Source organism: Planktothrix mougeotii LEGE 06226 (assembly GCF_015207485.1).
Taxonomy (GTDB): domain Bacteria; phylum Cyanobacteriota; class Cyanobacteriia; order Cyanobacteriales; family Microcoleaceae; genus Planktothrix.
The window spans coordinates 31085-52768 of the sequence record NZ_JADEWU010000001.1 but is presented as its reverse complement, the minus strand read 5'-3'; the positions used below and the strand labels follow the sequence as shown (position 1 = coordinate 52768).

Sequence of the window (21684 nt, the reverse complement as noted above, 5' to 3'; positions counted from 1 at the left end):
TTACTCCTTGTTTTCTACAGGGTGAATGGGCACACTAACCAAGGGTGAGGAAGTGGGATTTCGTAAAAACTCAATTTCAGATGCACTCAGAGCACGATACTGACCTTCTGGTAATGCAGGCTGTTCAGGGGGGTGGAGTTGAATTGAACCAATAGCAGTCCGGTGTAGTTTAACAACGGGATAGCCCAATTGCTCCGCCACTCGGCGAATTTGCCGATTTCTACCCTCGTATAAAATCACTTCTAATAATGCCTTATGGCCTGGAATTTGTTGGATACACCGGACTTGAGCAGGGAGGGTTTTTCTTCCTGCTAACATGACACCCTGACGCCAAGCCTGTAATGCTGAATCCGGTGGATTTCCAGCAACCCAGACTTGATAAGTTTTAGGAATAAAATGACGAGGATGAGTTAAACGAAATGTTAATTCTCCATCGTTGGTCAGCAATAATGCTCCTGTAGAATCTATATCCAACCGCCCAACCGGATGAATGCCTTCACCCACCCGCAGTTTACGGGGAAGTAGATCCAAAACGGAAGGTCGTCTGTTCGGGTCTAAACAAGTAGATACAACTCCTAAAGGTTTATTGAGCAGTAAATAGATGGGCACGGGTCGCCTTGACGGATGAATGGGTTTCCCATCTACCTCAATATCATCATGGTTTGGATCGGCTTTTTGTCCCAAATGAGCAATATTGCCATTGACTCGCACCCGTCCTGCTTGGATCATTTCTTCCGCATGACGCCGCGAGGCAATACCCCATTGAGCCATAATTTTTTGTAGCCTTTCATCCATGCTGATTTGTGAACGTCGTACAAGGCAATAAAGGTGATAAAACCACGCTCAATTGTGCCACAAGTCTAAAGACTATGTACAAATATTACAGTAATCCGCAATTAATCCTACTATTAATCTGAGTTCGCTGTGAAATAATGGGGATGCAAGAATGGGAATGGCTATGGGATTGATGCAAGTGTCGCGTAAACCGTTGATTGGATCTCTACTGTCAACGGCGGTTCGGCTTTGGTTGCGATCGCAAGTTGACAAAATTGATCGCTTAGAATTCAGTATCAAGGGGAGTAATCGTTCTTTACTATCAGGCTATATTCCTCAAGTCTCTGTCTCGGCTGAGAAGGCTATTTACCAAGGGTTACATCTAACTCAGGTACAGTTACAGGGTTCAGAAATTCGGTTTAACTTAGCTCAAGTGTTAAAAGGTCAATCTCTCCACCTCTTAGAGGCTTTTTTGGTGACTGGAAATCTTCAATTAAATAAACACGACATTAATGCTTCTCTAAAGTCTCCGATGCTGACAGAGGCGTTAAACGAGTTTGTTTTGTCTCTGTTAAGATCTATGACGGAAAACCGATTGATGTCTTTTTCTGATCTCCAGCCAGAACAGGCTCACTCTTGGGTTAATTCGGTTCTACGGGTTCAAGATCCCCAAATAGACCTAGAAACCGATCATTTAGTTTTAACCGCCAAGCTGCTTTTCGACCCCGGTGAGTTATTACCGTTTCAATTAAAAACGGGATTAGAACTTGCCAGTTCATATCAACTCAGGTTTGTCCAACCTCAAGTTAAAATTCACACCCTGAATACGGAGTTTCAATTTAGTGATTATATCATGGATTTGGGTTCGGATATCAACATTCAAGGATTAATTTTATCTCCTGAATGCCTTGAGATTAACGCGACCCTCAAGGTTAATCCTTAATCGGTGATTTTTCGGGACTTAGACTAAATTTGAGTTAAACACTGGATAATGGATTGGCAATATTTCAAAATTTGTGATTGTAATGTAAGAGAAGATATCCCATCCGTTATAGCATGATGTACTGTTGTCAATAAATAACTTGTATGACTTTCAATAGAATCGTGAATCAGAACACATCTTAACTGATAACTGATAACTGATAACTGATAACTGATAACTGATTCAAGGTTGCAACGTTGAAACTAACGGCCAAGTTGTCACTACAAAAATAATGACTGCAATAATGGATAACACCAGTTCAATCACGTTTCCTAAAATTGAACCAATGAAAACCCCAATACTGGCTTTGAAAGAGGGCTTAATTCGTTCACTGAATTTGAGATCCCGTTGATAGAGAAATTCCCCAATAAAAGCCCCCAAAATTGGCCCCAATAACAGCCCTAAAATTGGCCCTCCCAGAGGTAAAGCAGGTAATAGTCCGAATACCCCTAACACTAATCCAATAATCGCCCCAAACTGTGCCCATTTACTCGCCCCGGACTGTTGTACTCCCCAATAAGTAGCTAAATATTCAATAATTGTACTTAAAATTAAAATAACAAATATCGCTACCATCGGCCAAACAATGCCCGTGAATTGGGTCGCAATTCCCCACACTAAAATGGCTCCTAATATTAAACTGGTTCCGGGTAATAAAGGGACAACGGTTCCAATTACCCCAATTATCATGACTGCAATGACAACCCAGTAAAGAATCCAATAGTTCATATCTCTTCACCTGATCAATATTTAAAGGACATCAGCGAGAACCCACAATTTGAGTAAAGCGTTCTTGTCCTTCATCTAAATTAGCCGGAATTCCATTCGGATAAGTTTCAGTAATTATAGCCTGGAGCCGTTCGACCCGATTACCGGGGTTAGGATGGGTGCTGAGAAATTCTGGAGGGTTTCCCCCGGAACGAGCCGATGCTAAAATCTGCATTAATTCTACTAATCCCTTGGGATTGTAACCCGCTTGGGTCATGAATTCAAACCCTAAGCGATCGCTTTCTAATTCATCTTCTCGACCATAGCGCAGATTGACTAATTGATTCACCGCTTGCGCTAAAATCGCGGCTTGTTGAGCATCCTGGGGGTTATTACTGGCTGTAATTCCCACCGCATTGACTAACGCCACCCCTAACTGTTGTCGGGCCAGATGTTCAGAACCATGTCGGGCAATGACATGGCCCACTTCATGGCCAAAGATGCCTGCGAGTTGGGCTTCTGAGTTCAGACGATTAAACAAAGCCAGAGTTATAAAGATTTGTCCCCCTGGTAAGGCAAAGGCGTTAATGGTTTTGGGATCACGCAATAGATGAAAATCAAAGGGATAGGATGCTTGGGATGCGGCTGATTGTTTTACCACCCGTAATCCCACTTCATCGACATAATTTTGTAACCTGGGATCGGGATATAAACCCCCATATTGATCCGCCAGTTGTCCTCTGGATTTAAGTCCTAAAACAACTTCTTGTCGGGGAGAAAGACTAACTCGTTGAACTTCCCCGGTGATGGGATTTTTTTCAACATTGGTGCAATAACTAACTAGCCCAAATAGAGCAAATAAAATTCCGATAAACAGACGCAATAAAAGTCTTTGCACGGAAAATATCTCAACACTTATCTGGGATAATAGCACATTTTTAAGGAATTTGGCTGCATAATTATTATTTTGAATAATAGAGATAATTGGGATGATTTTTTATTAAAAATATATCAAAAGATAGATACATTTTTGAAAAAATTAGTTTAATAAAAATTTGATTTAAAAAATTGAAAGCCCGCAGGGTGCGGGCAATTTCTGGTTTTAAGGGTTAGGGAATTTTACAGGAATCCTAAAGGCAAAGATTCACTGACCGCCATCACCATATTTTGGGTCACGGGTAAACTATCAACCACCATTCCGGCACACAACAGCATTAAATAGAGAATGGAATATTTAAACAATGAACGAGCCGTATTTCGTTCCGAGGGAGATTGTAATAATTGCCATGCTTTTTGTAAGAAAATTCCCCCTAAAATTAAGGCGATCGCAGCATAAACAAAACCACTCGTATGCAAAGGATAAACCAACAATAAGGTAGAAGGAACCAAAATCAAGCTATAAATCCAGATTTGTTGAGCAGTAATTTCATCCCCTTCAATCACAGGTAACATCGGAACCCCGACTTCCTTATATTCATCTCGGATCATCATGGCTAACGCCCAAAAATGAGGCGGTGTCCACAGAAAAATAATGGCAAATAAAAGCCAAGCAGACCAACTTAAATCTCCCGTAACAGCCGCCCATCCTACTAGGGGAGGGATTGCTCCAGCCGCCCCTCCAATCACAATATTTTGAACGCTATGACGTTTTAACCAATGGGTGTAAATCAGGACATAAAAAACAATTCCTGATAATGCTAATAACGCCGTTAACAAATTTGCAAAAACCGTTAGTAACGTAAAGGAAGCAATAGCAAGAGCGATAGCAAAAATCAAAGCATCTACGGGTTTAACCCGACCAGAAGGTAGCGGACGCCAGCGAGTCCGTTCCATAATGTAATCAATATCTCGGTCATACAAACAGTTAATGGTATTGGCAGAACCCGACGCTAAAGCCCCTCCCGTTAATGTTACCAATAACAATAACGGATCAACCTCTCCTTTGGCGGCTAACCACATTCCAGCAGCCGTTGTAATTAACAACAATAGAATAATTCTAGGCTTCGTCAATTGATAATAACTTTGCACCACTTGTAAAACATTATCATGGTGTCGAGAGACGTTAGTTTGAATCACTTCCTGCATGAAAAAATTCCTCACTGACTACTGATTGCTGATTGCTGGTAGAGACGTGCCATGGCACGTCTCTACTCACGCCGTAGGGCTAGAGTGCTAAAACAGACTAGGGTTCCCAGGAGTGTAGCTCCCATTGCTTGATGGGCAACCGTGAGGGGTTCGACTTGTAAACGTAGATAAAACGTTGCCACCCCTAAGACAATTTGAGCCACTAAACAAGCTCCTGCCATATTGGCTAATTTTCTGAGTCGGGGATGCAAGGCAGAAGTCCGCCAAGCGAAAATAACTAAAGTTAATGTAGCTAGGGTAGGGGGAACAACCCCAATAATATGGCTATTCATCACAGTACAGAGTTGAGAAGACCCCAAACATTGATGTAAAGCCCATTGAGAACCGACCACTGCCCCTAAAATACTTTGGAAGTAAACTAAAATTGCTGCGGTTGTGCTGCACCCTGTTAGCTTTCCAACATGACCCGTACCTTGATAGGGTAAGAGAAGACAACCGATAACGAGCAAGGTTGAGAAAAATAATAAGGCGGTTCCTAAATGGGCGGTAACAATATCAAAACGTAACAATTCTGTCACCGTGAGTCCGCCTAAAACCCCTTGAAATACAATTAACGCTAAGGCAAACAGGGAAGCCCAAGGCAACCATTGGGGTAACTCCCGTCTGTACCACCCGGATAATCCCACAAGGGCAATTGTACCTAGTCCAATGCCAGCAGCATCGAGACGATGAAACCACTCCAAGAAGACTTGAAAATTCATCTGGGCTGCGGGGACAAGTTCTCCATAACATAACGGCCAGTCAGGACAAGCCAGCCCAGCATTCATGACTCGCGTGGCACTCCCAACGGCCATTAACAGTAACGTGGCAATACTTAGTTTCCAAACTAAACGCCGGATTCTATCTTGCGGCAGAGATCCGCTCTGTTGCGTCTGGTCAGTTGATAAACTGGCATTGTTAAGGACAGTATTGGCCATGAGTTCTACCCATTTAACTTGAGATTGCAATCATTAAAACATGATGGTTGATTCTACCTATCTAAGTTAACGATGCAATCCCTAGATGAACAGACTTTTAGAAAGTTTTCTGATTTAGCGGCATCGGTTAACCATTGACGGTTGGCTATTCACCAAATTCTTAAGAAAATCTGTGAATCTGACTTCCTATCCTCCTAGGGATTTGTGATTTGCTTTACCGTAGATGTAGGGTTTTAGACAGAAAATAAACCCTGGTGTTCAGGTTTCTCAACCACCTACTAAGATTAAACAAGCGTGTAAATGACAGCATCTTCCTATCCGATCTCTGTGTTGGAAATGCTCAATAAGGAGGACTAGGCGTGATCATTCCAAGTTCAATTTTGACTTTGCTGGTGGGGATCGGGATTACTCTCGTCAGTCTCTGGTATGGTCAAAACCATAATTTATTACCGGTTGCAGCCTCCGCAGAAGCGGCTGAAGTTGATGGATTATTTAACCTGATGATAACCATCAGCTTTGGGTTAGTGCTTCTAGTCGAAGGCGTGCTGCTGGTTTCTTTAATTAAATTTCGTCGCCAAAAAGATGACACCACCGATGCTGCACCCATTCACGGCAATATTCCCCTAGAAATTGTCTGGACAGCGATCCCGGCGGTTATCGTTTTGGGGATTGGTATTTATAGTTTTGAAATCTATAACAACATGGGGGGACTTGATCCGATGGCGGCGGGTCAACATTCCATGCACGCCCACGGCAAAATGAAGGGATCGGCGATGGCAGCCCCATTAATCGAGGGTCAGCAACCCCCAGAATTTACCCAAATCGCCTTGGGAATTGGGGCATCTCCCGATAAAGAAGGGAAGGTCGCTGCTGTGAATGTGGATGTTACCGGGTTACAGTTTGCCTGGATTTTTAACTACAAAGAGACGGGGATTACCTCTGGGGAACTTCATGTCCCTGTGGGTCAAGAAGTGCAGTTAAATATGACGGCCCAAGATGTGATCCATGCTTTTTGGATTCCGCAATTGCGCTTAAAGCAAGATACGATTCCCGGTCGGATCACAGAACTGCGCTTTACACCCAGTAAGGTTGGAACCTATCCCGTTGTCTGTGCTGAGTTGTGTGGGGGTTATCATGGGGCGATGCGATCGCAAATGATTGTCGATACCCCGGAAGATTATGCGGCTTGGGTGGCTGAAAATGCCGTTGCCAGTGCAACCAACCTGCAACAAGCCGTTGCTATCAATCCCGCAGAATTACCCGATGGTGAATTTCTAGCACCCTACGCCAACGAAATGGGCATCAAACCTGAAGTGATCGCCCAAATTCATGATCATCTGATGTGGAACGGGCATCTTGCCCGTAAATCAACTTAAAACCTAACAGGCAAGATGCCTGTTCCACATTCCACATTCCACATTTCACTTTTCCCAATTCAATCTTTTCTCAATTGTTATGGCACAAGCACAACTGGATCTCGCGGCTAATGTTCCTAAAGCTCATCATGAGCAGGAACGACGTTGGCAAGATTTTTTTGGTTTTAGTCACGATCACAAGGTCATCGGGATTCAATATCTCGTGACGGCATTTTTCTTTTATTTGGTTGGGGGTGCTTTAGCAACGGCGGTTCGCACGGAACTGGCAACTCCCGATCCTGATTTTGTCAGTCCTGAACTCTATAACAGCTTGTTTACGGTACACGGAACCGTGATGATCTTTTTGTGGATCGTTCCGGCGGGTGCGGGATTAGCTAACTATTTGATCCCCTTAATGATTGGGGCTAAAGACATGGCGTTTCCCCGGTTAAACGCTGTTGCCTTTTGGTTAATTCCTCCCGGTGGTACTTTATTGTTGGCGAGTTTCTTATTTGAAGCACCTAAAGCAGGTTGGACATCTTACCCGCCTCTGAGTTTATTGTCGGGCCAAGTTGGGGAAGAAATTTGGATTCTCAGCGTTTTATTGTTGGGAACTTCTTCAATTTTAGGGGGATTAAATTTCGCGGTGACGATTTTTAAAATGCGAATTCCCACAATGGGGCTCAACGATATGCCCCTATTGTGTTGGGCAATGATCGCTACCTCTGCCTTAATTCTTCTATCAACTCCGGTACTCGCTGCGGCGTTAATTCTGCTGTCTTTTGATTTACTCGCCGGAACCAGTTTCTTTAACCCCACAGGCGGCGGTGATCCGGTTGTTTATCAGCACTTATTTTGGTTTTATTCCCATCCGGCGGTGTACATCATGGTCTTGCCCTTTTTTGGGGTGATTTCTGATGTTCTGCCTGTTCATGCTCGTAAACCGATTTTTGGGTATCAAGCGATCGCCTATTCCAGTTTAGCCATTAGTTTTTTAGGCTTAATTGTTTGGGCGCACCATATGTTTACCAGTGGAACTCCGGGTTGGTTACGGATGTTTTTTATGATCACGACGATGATCATTGCTGTACCGACTGGGATTAAGGTGTTTGGATGGTTAGCAACGATTTGGGGCGGTAAACTCCGTCTGAATAGCGCCATGCTATTTGCGATGGGGTTTATTTCAACTTTTGTTATGGGCGGTGTCACCGGAATTATGGTGGCGTCGGTTCCCTTTGATATTCACGTTCACGATACCTATTTCATCGTGGCGCACTTCCACTATGTTCTGTTTGGGGGTGCGGTGTTTGGGGTGTTTGCCGCCATTTATCATTGGTTCCCGAAAATGACGGGACGGATGATGAATGAACCTTGGGGGATTGTTCACTTTGTTCTGACGTTCGTGGGTACGAATATGACCTTTATGCCCATGCACGCTTTAGGATTACAAGGAATGCCTCGTCGGGTGGCGATGTATGATCCCCAATTTACAACGTTGAACCAGGTTTGTACTTTGGGTAGTTATATTTTGGCGGTTTCGACTATTCCCTTCTTGATTAATGCGGCTTGGAGTTGGTTCAAAGGGCCTAAAGCTCCTGATAATCCTTGGGAAGCTTTAACCTTAGAATGGATGACCTCTTCGCCTCCCCCAATTGAAAACTTCCTCGTGACTCCGGTTCTCAAAACCGGGCCCTATGATTACGGAAGTCGTAAAACCCTAGCCATTCGTCAACGGTTAAAACAAATGACCGGAAGTCGCCCCAAAGAAGTCGGTGTTCCCCTGTCTGAAGCCAAATCTTCTACAGTATTTACAGACGACCGTTCCCAAAGGGCGGTCGAACCTGAAAAAGACATCAAATAAGAATTACGAATTAAGATGATCGTAATTCGTAATTGACAATTCGTAATTGATTAGATGTTCCCTGTTCCCTCTTATTAAATCAATTCATGCAAGGTTCAGCAATTAACGAGTCTCAAACCGTTCTTGGATACGAACAGGAGGCCACTGCCTCTGGACATGAACATGAAGAGCACCCTGATCTGCGAATGTTGGGTGTGGTTGTTTTCCTGATTGCAGAGAGTATGATCTTTTTAGGGTTATTCTCTGCGTATCTAATTTATCGAGCCATGTCTCCCGTTTGGCCCCCGGAAGGCACTGAACGAGAATTATTGCTTCCAGCGATTAACACGGTGGTTCTGATTTCGAGTAGTTTTGTCATGAACCAAGGAACTGCCGCTATTAAGAAAAATGACGCGGCGGGGTTGCGAAATTGGTTTATTGCTACGGCGATTATGGGGTTAACCTTCTTAGCAGGTCAAGCCTATGAATACAGTCAATTAGCTTTTGGATTAACGACTAATTTATACGCCAGTTCTTTCTATGTGTTAACGGGGTTTCACGGGTTGCACGTCACCTTTGGAGTCTTGTTAATTTTAGCCGTTCTTTGGCGGGGCCGCAAAGCCACTCATTACAGCAAACAATCCCATTTTGGCCCGGAAGCGGCGGAATTATATTGGCACTTTGTTGATGTGGTTTGGATTATTCTGTTTATTTTGTTGTATTTGTTGTAAATCTTCATCAAATCAACGTTATCCTCAAACCCCCTACGGGGTTTTTTTATTGGCAATTTGGGGTAAAGATGAATATGATCAAGGTTAATTCCCTGAAACCTTTGAAACAGAAAAGGATAATCTGGATATTGTGAAATCAGTGATCAGTTATCAGTGATCAGTTATCAGTTAAGAAAAAGGTGAACTTTGTGGATCATTGTTATATTCTCAGAGTTCTGACAACCACTATAAAACTAACTAAGGAGACATCATTGATGAATAACTATCATTTAGAAGAAGCTAAAAATAGAAAACAAGTGTTTGATAAGTTTCTTCAAATCGAAAAAAAAATTGGAGCTAATGCTGATAAACTGGCTTTTTTAGATCGGGGAATACAACAATCTAAGTATAAAAATAGTATTCCCAATTATCCTCAAACTTTAAAACGAAAACCTTTGCAATATACCTCCTATCCCGTTTTTGGTAAAATTCCTTATATTGATGAACAAGGTTTAGATTTTCTCCATCCTCAAATTGAAGAAGCTTGTATTAGTTTAGGAAAATTTGAAGCCGGAGAACTCAAGACAATTTGGTTGGGGAGAAATCCGCTCAAAACTGCCCAATTTTGGAGTTCTACTAAAATGATTCCGGTTGTGAATACTTTAAGTAAAATCGATCAACTATTTCCTCAAGGGGATATTAAAAACTTAGAGTTAAAAGATCCCAAAAATACAACCGTTAAATATCCCTTAGATTTAGCCATTCAAGATATTGTCAGCTATCAAGAAAAGATAGCAACTTCTAATTCTTTGGCAGCCCTCTTTAAACGGTTTGAAACCCGTTCTAATTTGGAGGCTTGGTTTCAAAAAGTTACGGGAAATTATACTTTAAAATTTCAAGGAGATTATGGAGAACTACCTGCAATTCAAAACCCTATCATTTTTGATCGAACTACTCAAAATACATTGATTAAAGCTGTTGCAGACACTCCTAAAGGTGACAATTTTGTTTCAGCTTATGATTTGACTCGTTTGATTTCTTTGATAGGTTGGCACGCTTATCTTCCTGGGGAATGTCAACTTCCAAACCTGCAACAACAAACATTAAATTATTTGATTTTAGCAATGGGTCAAGATCCGGCTCGTTATGTAGATGTTGCGTTAGAAACCTTGGGAATTGAAGAGGTGATTACGACTCCAGTTATTCTTTCTAAAATGGGTTATGGAAATAGTGAAACTCGGCAAACTGTAGAAGCTTGTTATATGGCATTTGTACAGTTTATTGACCCGTTACCCAAAGAAGGCGGAAAATCGGCTCAATTTCGGACTTTAGCACTCACCTTAAGAGGGGTAATTCCCGTAGCTAATTTTAATGATTGTACCCCAGAAGCGTTGCAGTTAGATGCTCGGATGGCGGCAGAAGTCACAGAAATTATGCGTCGTGTTATTACAGAAGAATTAGATGCACTCTAATCAAACCTATCGGGAGTTAAAGGAGATGTGATTATTTCCCCTCACCCGTTAGAATAGAATAAGCAAGACCACTGCATTCATGAACGGACTGAGATTGTAATTTTGGGTGCATTTCAGTTCCTGACTTGAAGAATCAATTGCTGTACTCAGTAAATAGGGATGTATAAACCTAAAAGAATCAATAATTTTAGGGTGTAAGGATCTACAAGAAAAGGGTTAGGTCATTTACAGAATTTAAACTTCCCTATTTAAAGACTGAGTATAGTCATGATCATGATGAGGAAGAAAGAACCCAAAATTTATGAAAGAAATACAACAAATAAATCAAGATTCTTTGAAAACTTTAAATCGTATTTTTGAAAGATTTAATGATGATTTTTCTTTGATTTTAGCTCACTGTAATCATGGTATTGTTAAAGAAATAATTATTAATAAATTGCAACATCAATATCCTAATTTAATTAAATTTGTGGTTTTAGATTCTGAGGTTATTAATGTTTATAACACTTTAGTACAAGTTATTGACGCAGAACCCATACCACCTCAAGGTTTAATTATATCCGGTTTAGAATCTAACGAACAATTGGATCTGCTGATTAAAATTATGAACCAAATGCGGGAGGAATTTCGGCGTCGATTTCGCTGTCCTTTGGTATTTTGGGTAACGGATTCTCTGTTACACGCTTTAATTCGGTTAGCTCCTGATTTTTATAGTTGGTCAACAGCACTTAAGTTTGAAATTAGTACAGAAGATCTATTAAATTTTATTCAAGAAACCGCAGATCAAGTTTCTGCTAAAGTCTTAGATAGTGGTGCGGGTATTTTTTTAAATAATTCTTATTTTAATTTAGAGTTGGGTTCTCCATTAAGATTGGAATTAGAAGCCGCTTATCAAGAATTACAGAAACGGGGAGAACTTTTAAATATTGAATTAGAAGCAAGTTTAGAATTTGTATTGGGTCGAGTTTCTGAGCATTCTGATCAAGCTGCCTTAAAACATTATGAACGAAGTTTAGAACTTTGGCAACAAACTAATAATTTAATTCGTTATGGTCAATTATTATTTTATATTGGCTTTTGGTGGCATAGCTATGGCATTTTACATCGAGCCGAAAAAGAATATGCTTATGATCAAGCTAATTCTTATTATACTCAATCTATTCAAACCTTTAAACGGGCAAATCGTTGGGATTTAGTGGCTAAATTTATTAATGCTTTAGCGGATGTATTATTTGGATTAAAAAAATGGCAGGAATTAGAAACCGTAGCCAAAGAATCTATTTATTATAATCGCATCTATACTTATCCTTTCCGAGAAGCACGAGGATATCATTTTTTAGCAGAAGTATCCCTCGCTAAAAACTGTTGGCAGGAAGCTAAAAATTTAGCGGAAAAAGCACAAAATTTATTAGTTCAAACCGCCTCTAATTATCATCCTAAAACCTCGGATGAACAGTTGATTTTAGATTGGGAAACCTGCTATCATCAGGGATGGTATTTGGTAGCTCTAGCGCAAGCCAATCAAAAATTAAAGCAATATCAAGATGCCATTAAAATCCTAGAAAAAGCTCAAGCTCGAACTAAACCCCAATATGACCCCGACCTTTATATTCAGATTTTACAACTATTACATGATTTGTATTTCCAAAAAGGCGAATATTTAAAAGCTTATGAAATTAAACAAAAACGTCGGGAAATTGAGCAACAATTTAGATTAAGAGCCTTTATCGGAGCCGGACGACTCGGACATATTCAAACCATTAGTAATCCTGGTTTACCTCCTATGAAAAACAAAAAAATTATTAATCCTGAAATTACTGCATCGGGTCGTTTATCAGTTGTGAATTGGTTATATGAACGCATTAGCCGAAATGATTGTAAACTAACGGTGATTTATGGACAGTCTGGAGTAGGTAAAAGTTCAATTTTACAAGCCGGTTTTATTCCAGAGTTGCGGAAAGCGTCTTTGGATACTCGTCGTTTTATTCCCGTTTTACTGCAAGTTTATACTAATTTGAATCAAGACTTTTCTCGTGCTTTCACCAAAGGCATTAGAGAGGTTAAAAATATTGACTTAGATTCCTCAGAACTGAATAGTCAAGCCGTAATATTGGAACAAATTAGAAGTTTAGTTAATCAAAACTTTTGGGTGGTGATTATTTTTGATCAGTTTGAGGAATTTTTCTTTGCTTGTAAAGATCAACAACAACGACAAAGCTGTTATCAATTTATTAAAGAGTGTTTAGATATTCCCTATGTTAAAGTTGTTTTATCTTTGCGAGAAGACTATATCCAATATTTATTAGAATGTACTCGTCAAGGGTATTTAGAAATAATTGGAAATAATATTTTAGATCGAAATATTCTGGCTTATATTGGTAATTTTACACGGGAAGAAGCTAAATCGGTGATTCAAAGTTTAACCGAAAGAACACAATTTGTCCTCGAACCTGCATTAATTGAGGAATTAGTAGAAGATTTAGCAGAAGACTCAGGAGATATTCGACCCATAGAATTACAAGTGGTGGGTTCTCAACTTCAAGCGCAAAGAATTACTACCTTAAAACAATATCAACAAGCGGGACGAAAACAAAAGTTAGTTGAAGATTATTTAGATGAGGTAATTCGAGATTGTGGTTCAACGAATAAAAGTTTAGCTGAGTTAGTGCTTTATTTATTAACCGATGAAAATAATACTCGTCCTTTAAAAACCCGTGCAGATTTAGTCAGAGAAATCAAAGAACTAGCAAACCATTTTGAAAATATTAATGAAAACTTAGATACGGTTCTCAAGATTTTTGTTTTGTCAGGTTTAGTCTTTATTTTACCAGAAATTCCCGCAGAACGATATCAACTGGTACATGATTATTTAGTTAGTTTAATTCGTCAAAATCGCAGTTTAGTTATTTTAGAAGAATTAGATATAGAGCGGAAAAAACGCCAACAAGCGGAAGCCAAAAATAAAGAACTTTGGCAATTGTTTATTCGTTCAATTATTATTGGCAGTGGGATGGCACTTTTATTCACTCTCGCATTAGGATTTTGGAGAATTTCCGAAGGCAAAAATAAACAAGTCAATTTAGCGTTAGAAAATACTAAATATACGGCTTTAACAACTGAAAATAACCAGCTTGAAGCCTTATTAACTTTAGTCACTGCCGGAAAGCTTTTATCCTCCCAAATGCCTAAATCTGCCATTGAACAAGAAACCCAGAGTAAATTAAGTCTTGCTGTTCAAGTCATTCAAGAGCAAAATATTTTAGATGGACACCAAAAAAATAGTGTTTTAAGTGTTAGTATTAGTCCTGATAATCAATTAATTGTTTCTGCAAGTGATGATCAAACTATTAAAATATGGACTCCTAAAGGTAAATTGATCAAAACTTTAGAAGGACATCAAAAATCTGTTTGGTTTGTTACCTTTAGTCCCAATAGCCAAATCATTGCCTCGGCGAGTAAAGATAATACCATAAAACTCTGGACAAAAAATGGAATTCTAATTACAACATTACAGGGACATACTGATGAAGTCAAATGGGTTAGTTTTAGTCCTGATGGTCAACAAATTGCTTCTGCTAGTAAAGATAAAACGGTTAAAATTTGGAGTTTAGAGGGTCGCCTCCTTCAAACGTTAAATGGACATCAAAAACCTGTTTTGAGTGTTGTTTTTAGTCCTGATGGTCAACAAATTGCTTCATCGAGTGAAGATGGTATCATTAATCTCTGGACTCGTCAGGGAAAACTGATTCAAACAATTAAGGCTCATTCTAAACCGATTTGGAGTATTAGTTTTAGTCCTGATAGTCAAATCATGGCATCTGCTAGTGATGATAAAACTGTGAAATTATGGAGTTTTGACGGTCAATTAATTAGAACTTTAGAAGGACATCAACAGGCTGTTAATACTGTGGCTTTTAGTCAAGATAGTCGTTTAATTGCAACGGGAAGTACCGATGAAATGATTAAAATTTGGACACAAGAAGGCTCATTAATTTCTACTCTTCAAGGACACAAAGACAGTATTAATCAAGTCAGTTTTTCTAAGCAGGAAGAAAGGTTATTTTCTGCGAGTAAAGATGGTACTGTCAGAATCTGGAATTTAAAAGCATTACCTAAAATTATCCAATTGAAGGATTATAAAATTTATAGCAGTAGTTTTTCTCATCAAAATAGTAACGTAGTGTTAGTGGCTTCTCCTGGTCGGGATTTACGCATAAAAGACGATACCAAAGATGATGTTGTTGTCTTATGGACTTTAAATGGAGAGGTAAAAAAAACATTCAGGGGTCATCAAAATACTGTTAATAATGTTAGTTTTAGTCCTGATGGTAAAAGCATTGCATCCGCTAGTCAGGATAAAACAGTTAGAATTTGGAACATAGATAGTAAAAAATTTATAACTCTCCCTCATCAGTCACCGGTTTGGAGTGTGGTTTTTAGTCCTGATAGTCAGTTAATTGCAACGGCTAGTGATGACAAAAGTATTAAAATTTGGGATATTCAGGGAACTTTAAAACAAACGTTTAAAGGTCATCAAGGCGCAATTAATGACTTAAGTTTTAGTCCCGATAGTCAAATTTTGGCTTCAGCCAGTGAAGATAAAACCGTGAAATTATGGGATGTTAATCAGAAAAATTTGATTCCGCCGTTAACAGGGGCACAAATTCGATTTAATTCTGTGAGTTTTAGTCCCGATGGTCAATGGATTACAGCCTCCAAAGATGGAGAATCTATTTCTATTTGGAAAAAGCAAAATTTAACCTGGAAACCTTTACAAACTTCTGTTGTTTTAGGAAAACATTGGAAAGCAATTTATGAAGTTAATTTTAGTCCTAATAGTAAAATTTTGGCTTCTGCTAGTGCAGATGGTACAATTAAGCTTTGGGATGTTAATGGAAGTTTAATTACGACTTTAAAGCCAAGTTTAGAACCTATTTTATCCGTTAATTTTAGCCCGGATGGTCAAACATTAGTAGGAATTCAGAAATCTGAACCTAGTCGAAAATCCGAACCTAGCCGAATTAGTATTTGGAAAATTGATACTAATCAAATCAATCAAGATACTGATAGCTTGCTAACTCAGGCTTGTATTCAGCTTAAAGATTATTTAGAAACTAACCCTAATATTAGTGGTATAAATAAAAAGATTTGTGATGAGTTTAAGAGTTCTCCTTGAAAAAATGGATATTATCGGCTATTTTTGAGTAAACTCTTTCTGACCCTATGTCTAAATCAAGTAAAATTCGAGTTTTAGCACTAGGATTGATTCAAAATGGCGATCGCATTTTTGTTTCCCAAGGCTATGATCCCATTAAAAAACAAACCTTCTATCGAGCATTAGGAGGAGGGCTTGATTTTGGAGAATTGAGCCTTGATGCCTTAAAACGAGAATTTCAAGAAGAAATTAAAGCGGAATTAACGAATATTCACTATTTAGGATGTTTAGAAAATATTTTTGTTTATGATAAAAAAAGTCAACATGAATTAATTCAACTGTATCGATGTGATTTTGTTGATATCAAATTTTATCAATTGGAAGAACTAGAATTTGTCGAAAAGAAACGTAATAAAAAAGCGTTATGGGTTTCAATACAACGGTTTATATCAGGAGAGTTGATTCTATTTCCTGAAGGTTTTTTAGACTATTGTATTTAATTCTCTATTATCAATCTTACGCTTAGGAAATAGGGGGAACCCTCTATTTTTATTCAGGTAAAATTCCCAGCTTTAAATTCACGCCGATTTGGTAAATGTAAGCATCTTCAATCAGCATTCGATTAACTATATTATTGGTCATGCGTCTTCCTGATAAGTCGATATTCCAATGTTGTTGCTCTTGACTTAAGCCTAGAATTAATTCATCATTAGGACTAACAGCTACAATTGCTGTCCAATCAATTTTTAAATCCGGTTTGACTTCGCGAAAAACGGATAGGATCTTCTCATAAGTTTTAAGTGACCCTACATCATCATACATAGGTAAAGCAATCATCAGATGCCATGTTTCCGATTCTGACGAATACAGCCACAAAGCTGAATGAACTGATACATTTGCATCATTGAGAGCATCTATTAATCTTTGACCTTCTTCTATCTCTTGATTTACCAATGTTGCTGTAGCCATTGTAAAACTCCGTGACTAGGATCGGTAATTGCTAAGTAAATATCCTCAGCTTTTTGTTGGTTATGTTTTTTATAACGGCTTTCTTCTGACCAATCTCTAACTTCTGACCATCGAGATAAAAATACTTGATCGTTTAGTAGAGACTTTAATTGTCTATCAAGCCCAGCAACTTTCACAAGCTTTTCTAAATTATGGGTGTAACTGTCCATAACAGTGTTCTTGTCAGGAAAATCATATTGCTGAGTGTTCTTAGCAATACAAGCCTTTAAAGCACATTCAATCACATAACCGCTTAGATAGTAAGCGCCGGAATATTGATGATTGTCCAATAGCACTTTTGCTTCTTTACGTCGAGTCTCTGCTAAGTCCTGGAAATCCTGCCTATTCAAAAAATTAGCCTTCCTCCAAAGAACGCATCCTGTTAATTATACTCCTCAATTGAGAAACCCGGTTTTCTATATTAATCAACGACTCTTAACCATCCCCGATGTAACCGAGTAATAATTTCACTAATTTGTTGACATTCTTTTAAGCCTAAAATTTGGTCAGAGAAAATTAAAGCCATTAAGCCTTGTTGGTCAGCGCGAGTAATTTGACCTGTGGCGTAAATTTTGTTAACAATACGCTGAATATCAGTAGATGTACCTAATGATACTTTGTTCATCCTTCCCTCTTTAAGCAAATGCTTATTAATACACCCCTCTAATTCCCCATCAGGACAATTTTGATGTAGGTTTACCTTTCCGGGGTAAAATTAGAGGGGTGCAGAGTCCAAGGATGAAAATTTTTGTTAGGATTGCTCCGCCGAAACGTAAGTTGCTAATCCTCTAAATTTGAGTCCCAGGATAATATCATTTAGCTCAGAACCCAAATAGTTTCCTGTTTGAGTAATAGCATTAATGAAGTAGAATCCATCTAAATCCGTTGCTGTCTCTGCCCAATTGTTAATATCAAAAGAGCTAATTTTATTAAATTCTGATACAGGTTTAGCGTTATGTTCATCGGGTAATACATACAAATGATCACCTGATTTTTCAACAATAGTTACGCCCCTGACTTTACGGATTTTTGTCAGTGAAACAGGTTGTAATGGGTTGTATCCTTGAATGATTTTCATGTCAACCTCTCCTCTGGGTTGATGATTTAGATGGAAGGTTTGGGTGCGAGCAGGATGAGAATGATCTTGATATCATTACTATCTCTATTAAAGTCGGTTCTCACCGGGGAGATTGTTCCAGTTATTTTCGCGTCCCCAAAGTCTGTCCTCGGTTAAGGGGAAAGACGGATTCTATTATGTAACGGATGTGACAATTCAACAAGTGGTTTTACGGTCAGCGTTATTTTTCGTAAAATTTCTGGGTTTAAATTTTATTTCTTCAAATAAAAAAACCTTCTCTGGAACAGGGAAGGGAGAGGGGAATTTTGAAGCCAGAAAGGAGTTTAACGGAATTTAGAAAGAGAAATAGGGAATAGTCTTTCAATCCCATCAACGCTTTAATGATTCTTGTTTAACCCTAATACTTTTCGTAAGAGGGTTTGATCTGAAAATTTTGCTGATAAACGACCTTTCTCTAAATCTCGAATCCAACTTTGGCTCTTACCTGTGATTCTCGCCAACTCCCTCTGACTCATCCCTTGTTTTTTACGAGCCGTAACAATTTGTTCAGGTAAAAGATTCAACTCCGGCTTTAACTTAATTTTTCGCGTCTGAGTCCCTCGTTGTTGCTGTTTGGGGGCTTTCATTCGTTGTTCCCAATCTACAGGAATTTCAAACCATAAAATTCGGGCATTCATCAATAAATTCCATTTACCGCGAGGACTAGCATCAGTAATTCGAGTTTCATTACTTCCATCCTGAATCCAAAAATCTAGGGCGGCATCAGCATCATCGGGAAGTTCGGCTAACTTTGCCCATAACGGTTGAATTTCTGGGGGATAAGTTACTGAATCAAAAACCGGTTTTAATCCATAATGATTTAAACATTCTAAATCTTTTTCAAAGGTTCGTAAAAGTCGCTTGCGCTCTTCTCGTCTTTGGGAAGCAAAGGTTAATTTCTCTTCTCCGTAAGCAACTCGCATTAATTTGGGGACAGTAATTCGTTGTTCTTTGCCCATTTTGGTTTTAAACAACAGCCACAGCATCATCCGAACGGCCCCTTCATGTTGTTGCCAAATACTCATGACAATACTTAAAAGGGATTGGGGTAGAATGCCATATTGATAAAAGGCAGTTTGTTCTTTACAACCTTGTTGGTTTAAAAAATATTTTGCCCAAATTCCAGCTTTAATTTTGAAGGTTAAACCGACTAAATATTTACATCCCATCTCATCTTCTTGAAAATGATGTTGAACTTCAGTGAGATGCCATAAAGGACTATTGACAATTAAAAATTTATTCACTTTTCCTTGCTTTGGCCAGTTAATAGACCCGGTAATAAAACAAGGTTGTTCCGCAATTTTACGAATTAAGGAAAGTTTAGTGGCTTTACTCAGATCTTTGCGTTTATCTAACTCTAAATATTCTTCTATTTGGCGATCGCTAATGATAAACTCTTCTTCCCAAGGCTTTTCTAACGCGGTTGCATGAGCCGCATAAATTAAGTGCATACAAGCGGCTCGAATATCGAAAGATTGAATCCCAGTCAGTGCGAGTTCTCCGATAGAATGATCACTCATCCGTAACGTAATCATTCCCCGTCCGCCATTGACTCGTCGTTCATAATAAGGCTCCCCAACCTCATCAAATTTCCAATCCAAGGATTGTCGCTGGGTTAATAAGTTACACAATTCCCACATCACCATGGAAGAGGCAAACGGATGATTTTTCCCATTCGCAAATAAAGATGGGCTAGTTACTGGTCTGAGTTCTGCTTTATATCTCCCTTTTTTCGATTCAGAGGGTAGAGGACAAGAAATTGGACACAACATTAAACATTGAGGTTCAGAATAATAGCCTTCGCAATTATTACAAAGGTCGGGATCGATCCAATAATGATTATCCTCGATTTTAACTGCACCGGTTGGGCAAACAGGGCGACAGGTATCACAAGCCAGACAATGACCAGGGATTTTATAAGCCATAAACCAATCTGAAATATTTGGGTTTTGGGATATGAGATCAAACTCGGAATTTTTTTTCTTGCTGGAACAGTTAAGCAAAAAAAACGCTATTTATGATTTTTAGTAAAGTAACAATATTATTTGATAATTTGTGTTCATGGTAAGCATTTTTACGCTTTTCTATAGGCGGCTGCTGACGAAGATTTAAACAACAGCCTCCAGTGCGATGTTCAGATTGATTGCAAGAACGTTGATAATACTGTTTTTGGAGAAAATTCAGCCTATTTTCAGTTAATTATTTATTCTTTGTATATAGAAAAAGTCAAGCTCAAATTCTCTTGATCAAGGTCGATATAAAAAAGTGCGTTGTTGGGAATTCAGCACCTATTTTTAGGGCTAAAGTGCAACAACAAGTCGTTATCACAATTATAGTGTTGAACTGCTGATTTTATCGTAGGGGTTTCCCAACCCCTACAATTTTTTGTCAAAAATCATACATAGATTTTGAGCAATCTGATTCTTCTTCCTCCTTAGTTTTGCTCGTAAGCACTATGAGTGTGACATTGTTTAGGACAAGCCCGTGAACAAGCTTCACAGCCAATACAGTTATCAATATTAACAATCGTCATCACTTTACGTTCAAATTCTTCGTCTTCCTCGTCCTCCACAAATTCTCCTTCCTCATTCAGCGCTTGTAGTCCTAGAACATCTTGACCACAAACCTTTAAGCATCTGCCACAACCTAAGCATTTTGCATAATTAATGGCAGTAATAAATTGAGGCGTCCAGGTTTTACCCCCGCGTGTTAATCCTGTTAATGTTGCCATAATGATTCCTCAGATTCCCAATAGATAAAGGGTTGAATTGTTTAAATACTGATCAACTCAAACTATAGATTTATTTTAACTCACTTTTTTAAAAAAGTAAAGAGATTTTTGATAAAAATTATAGAGAAATCTAATTTTAGTTTTAGAAAAATTGGAATCACAATTTGTAGGGGTTGGGTTGCCCAACCCTCTAGGATTATGGATTGGAAAACTCAACCCCTAGCTGAAAGATTTAGAATTGTGATGGGCTCCGCCCAGCCGAAGGCTATCGCTTCAATTACTGAGAAGATTGACAAGTTTTTTCAGTATGACTACGGGGACAGGTTTCTAAGTTTGTTATCGTTTTAGCAATGGGGGTCAAACCCAGCCAAGCATCAATCTTTTCAGGATTAAACCCAACAGAAAATATATCACCTACCTGCATCAAAGGGCGACGAATTAACAATGGATCAGCTAACATTAATTCTAGGGCTGTTATTTCATCCAATTCATCGATAATCACGTCTCCCGACTTAATTGCAGGCGCACTCAAATTAAACCACTCACTGACAGGTAAACTCCCAAAGAATGGGCGCAAACCTTCCGCAGTCCAAGGCGTTGTTAAAAGATTACGCGCCTCAACTTGATGACCAGCTTCTACTAACAAAGTTTTCTGTTTCGTATTATTAATACAACCCGGTTTTTCATAGAAAATAATATGAACCATTGTGATTGATATTGCCTCCTCTGGAATTTATTTTTAACTTTGTATAACAACCTGTAGGGGGTTG

19 protein-coding genes are annotated in these 21684 nt (G+C 39.0%); 7 read left to right on the top strand and 12 right to left on the bottom strand.

The features are described from left to right. Complete coding sequence (locus IQ236_RS00270; RefSeq protein WP_193867430.1) at positions 1–795, bottom strand: pseudouridine synthase; 795 nt, start codon at positions 793–795, stop codon at positions 1–3. Positions 796–946: 151 nt separating this feature from the next. On the opposite strand from IQ236_RS00270, the gene IQ236_RS00265 reads away from it, so the two are divergent. Further along, positions 947–1717: an LmeA family phospholipid-binding protein gene (locus tag IQ236_RS00265; protein ID WP_228041349.1), complete on the top strand. Its 771-nt coding sequence runs from the start codon at positions 947–949 to the stop codon at positions 1715–1717. A gap of 222 nt (positions 1718–1939) precedes the next feature. Here the strand turns inward: IQ236_RS00265 and IQ236_RS00260 are convergent, their stop codons facing one another. From IQ236_RS00260 to IQ236_RS00245, 4 genes are all read right to left on the bottom strand, one after another. Beyond that, the gene (locus IQ236_RS00260) at positions 1940–2485 is read right to left on the bottom strand and encodes a DUF456 domain-containing protein (RefSeq protein ID WP_193867428.1); all 546 of its coding nucleotides are present in this window, start codon (positions 2483–2485) and stop codon (positions 1940–1942) included. A 31-nt stretch (positions 2486–2516) separates the two neighbouring features. Further along, positions 2517–3362, bottom strand: coding sequence for a M48 family metalloprotease (locus tag IQ236_RS00255; protein ID WP_193867427.1), 846 nt, complete (start codon positions 3360–3362; stop codon positions 2517–2519). Positions 3363–3583: 221 nt separating this feature from the next. Beyond that, the gene (locus IQ236_RS00250; RefSeq protein WP_072721310.1) at positions 3584–4549 is read right to left on the bottom strand and encodes a heme o synthase; all 966 of its coding nucleotides are present in this window, start codon (positions 4547–4549) and stop codon (positions 3584–3586) included. A 62-nt stretch (positions 4550–4611) separates the two neighbouring features. After that, a complete protein-coding gene (locus IQ236_RS00245) occupies positions 4612–5526 on the bottom strand; it encodes a COX15/CtaA family protein (RefSeq protein WP_193867426.1) in 915 nt (304 codons plus the stop codon). Between the two features lie 359 nt (positions 5527–5885). On the opposite strand from IQ236_RS00245, the gene IQ236_RS00240 reads away from it, so the two are divergent. The 6 genes from IQ236_RS00240 (at position 5886) to IQ236_RS00215 (ending at position 16558) form a co-directional block, all read left to right on the top strand. Further along, positions 5886–6902, top strand: coding sequence for a cytochrome c oxidase subunit II (locus IQ236_RS00240; protein ID WP_193867425.1), 1017 nt, complete (start codon positions 5886–5888; stop codon positions 6900–6902). Positions 6903–6981: 79 nt separating this feature from the next. Beyond that, positions 6982–8742, top strand: coding sequence for a cytochrome c oxidase subunit I (ctaD, locus tag IQ236_RS00235; protein WP_193867424.1), 1761 nt, complete (start codon positions 6982–6984; stop codon positions 8740–8742). An 86-nt stretch (positions 8743–8828) separates the two neighbouring features. Next, a complete protein-coding gene (locus tag IQ236_RS00230) occupies positions 8829–9452 on the top strand; it encodes a cytochrome c oxidase subunit 3 (protein ID WP_193867423.1) in 624 nt (207 codons plus the stop codon). A gap of 254 nt (positions 9453–9706) precedes the next feature. Further along, the gene (locus IQ236_RS00225; protein ID WP_193867422.1) at positions 9707–10903 is read left to right on the top strand and encodes a hypothetical protein; all 1197 of its coding nucleotides are present in this window, start codon (positions 9707–9709) and stop codon (positions 10901–10903) included. Positions 10904–11204: 301 nt separating this feature from the next. Continuing rightward, the gene (locus IQ236_RS00220) at positions 11205–16079 is read left to right on the top strand and encodes a WD40 domain-containing protein (protein WP_193867421.1); all 4875 of its coding nucleotides are present in this window, start codon (positions 11205–11207) and stop codon (positions 16077–16079) included. 47 nt (positions 16080–16126) lie between these two features. Continuing rightward, a complete protein-coding gene (locus IQ236_RS00215) occupies positions 16127–16558 on the top strand; it encodes an NUDIX hydrolase (protein ID WP_193867420.1) in 432 nt (143 codons plus the stop codon). Between the two features lie 49 nt (positions 16559–16607). On the opposite strand, the gene IQ236_RS00210 is transcribed toward IQ236_RS00215, so the two are convergent. The 7 genes from IQ236_RS00210 to IQ236_RS00180 all read right to left on the bottom strand — a co-directional run bounded on the left by IQ236_RS00210 (position 16608) and on the right by IQ236_RS00180 (position 21620). Beyond that, entirely contained in the window at positions 16608–17027 is a 420-nt protein-coding gene (locus IQ236_RS00210; RefSeq protein ID WP_193867419.1) for a hypothetical protein, read from the bottom strand. Beyond that, the gene (locus IQ236_RS00205) at positions 17006–17416 is read right to left on the bottom strand and encodes a HEPN domain-containing protein (RefSeq protein WP_193867418.1); all 411 of its coding nucleotides are present in this window, start codon (positions 17414–17416) and stop codon (positions 17006–17008) included. Before IQ236_RS00205 ends, IQ236_RS00210 begins: the two co-directional genes overlap by 22 nt. Positions 17417–17487: 71 nt before the next feature. After that, complete coding sequence (locus IQ236_RS00200) at positions 17488–17691, bottom strand: hypothetical protein (protein ID WP_193867417.1); 204 nt, start codon at positions 17689–17691, stop codon at positions 17488–17490. Positions 17692–17817: 126 nt separating this feature from the next. Continuing rightward, complete coding sequence (locus IQ236_RS00195) at positions 17818–18144, bottom strand: hypothetical protein (protein ID WP_190522514.1); 327 nt, start codon at positions 18142–18144, stop codon at positions 17818–17820. 377 nt (positions 18145–18521) lie between these two features. Beyond that, positions 18522–20108 (bottom strand): helix-turn-helix domain-containing protein, encoded by a 1587-nt coding sequence (locus IQ236_RS00190; RefSeq protein WP_193867416.1) that lies wholly within the window; start codon positions 20106–20108, stop codon positions 18522–18524. A 509-nt stretch (positions 20109–20617) separates the two neighbouring features. After that, a complete protein-coding gene (fdxB, locus tag IQ236_RS00185) occupies positions 20618–20914 on the bottom strand; it encodes a ferredoxin III, nif-specific (RefSeq protein WP_072721292.1) in 297 nt (98 codons plus the stop codon). 277 nt (positions 20915–21191) lie between these two features. Then, complete coding sequence (locus IQ236_RS00180; RefSeq protein WP_193867415.1) at positions 21192–21620, bottom strand: ArsC/Spx/MgsR family protein; 429 nt, start codon at positions 21618–21620, stop codon at positions 21192–21194. Between the last annotated feature and the right edge of the window lie 64 nt (positions 21621–21684).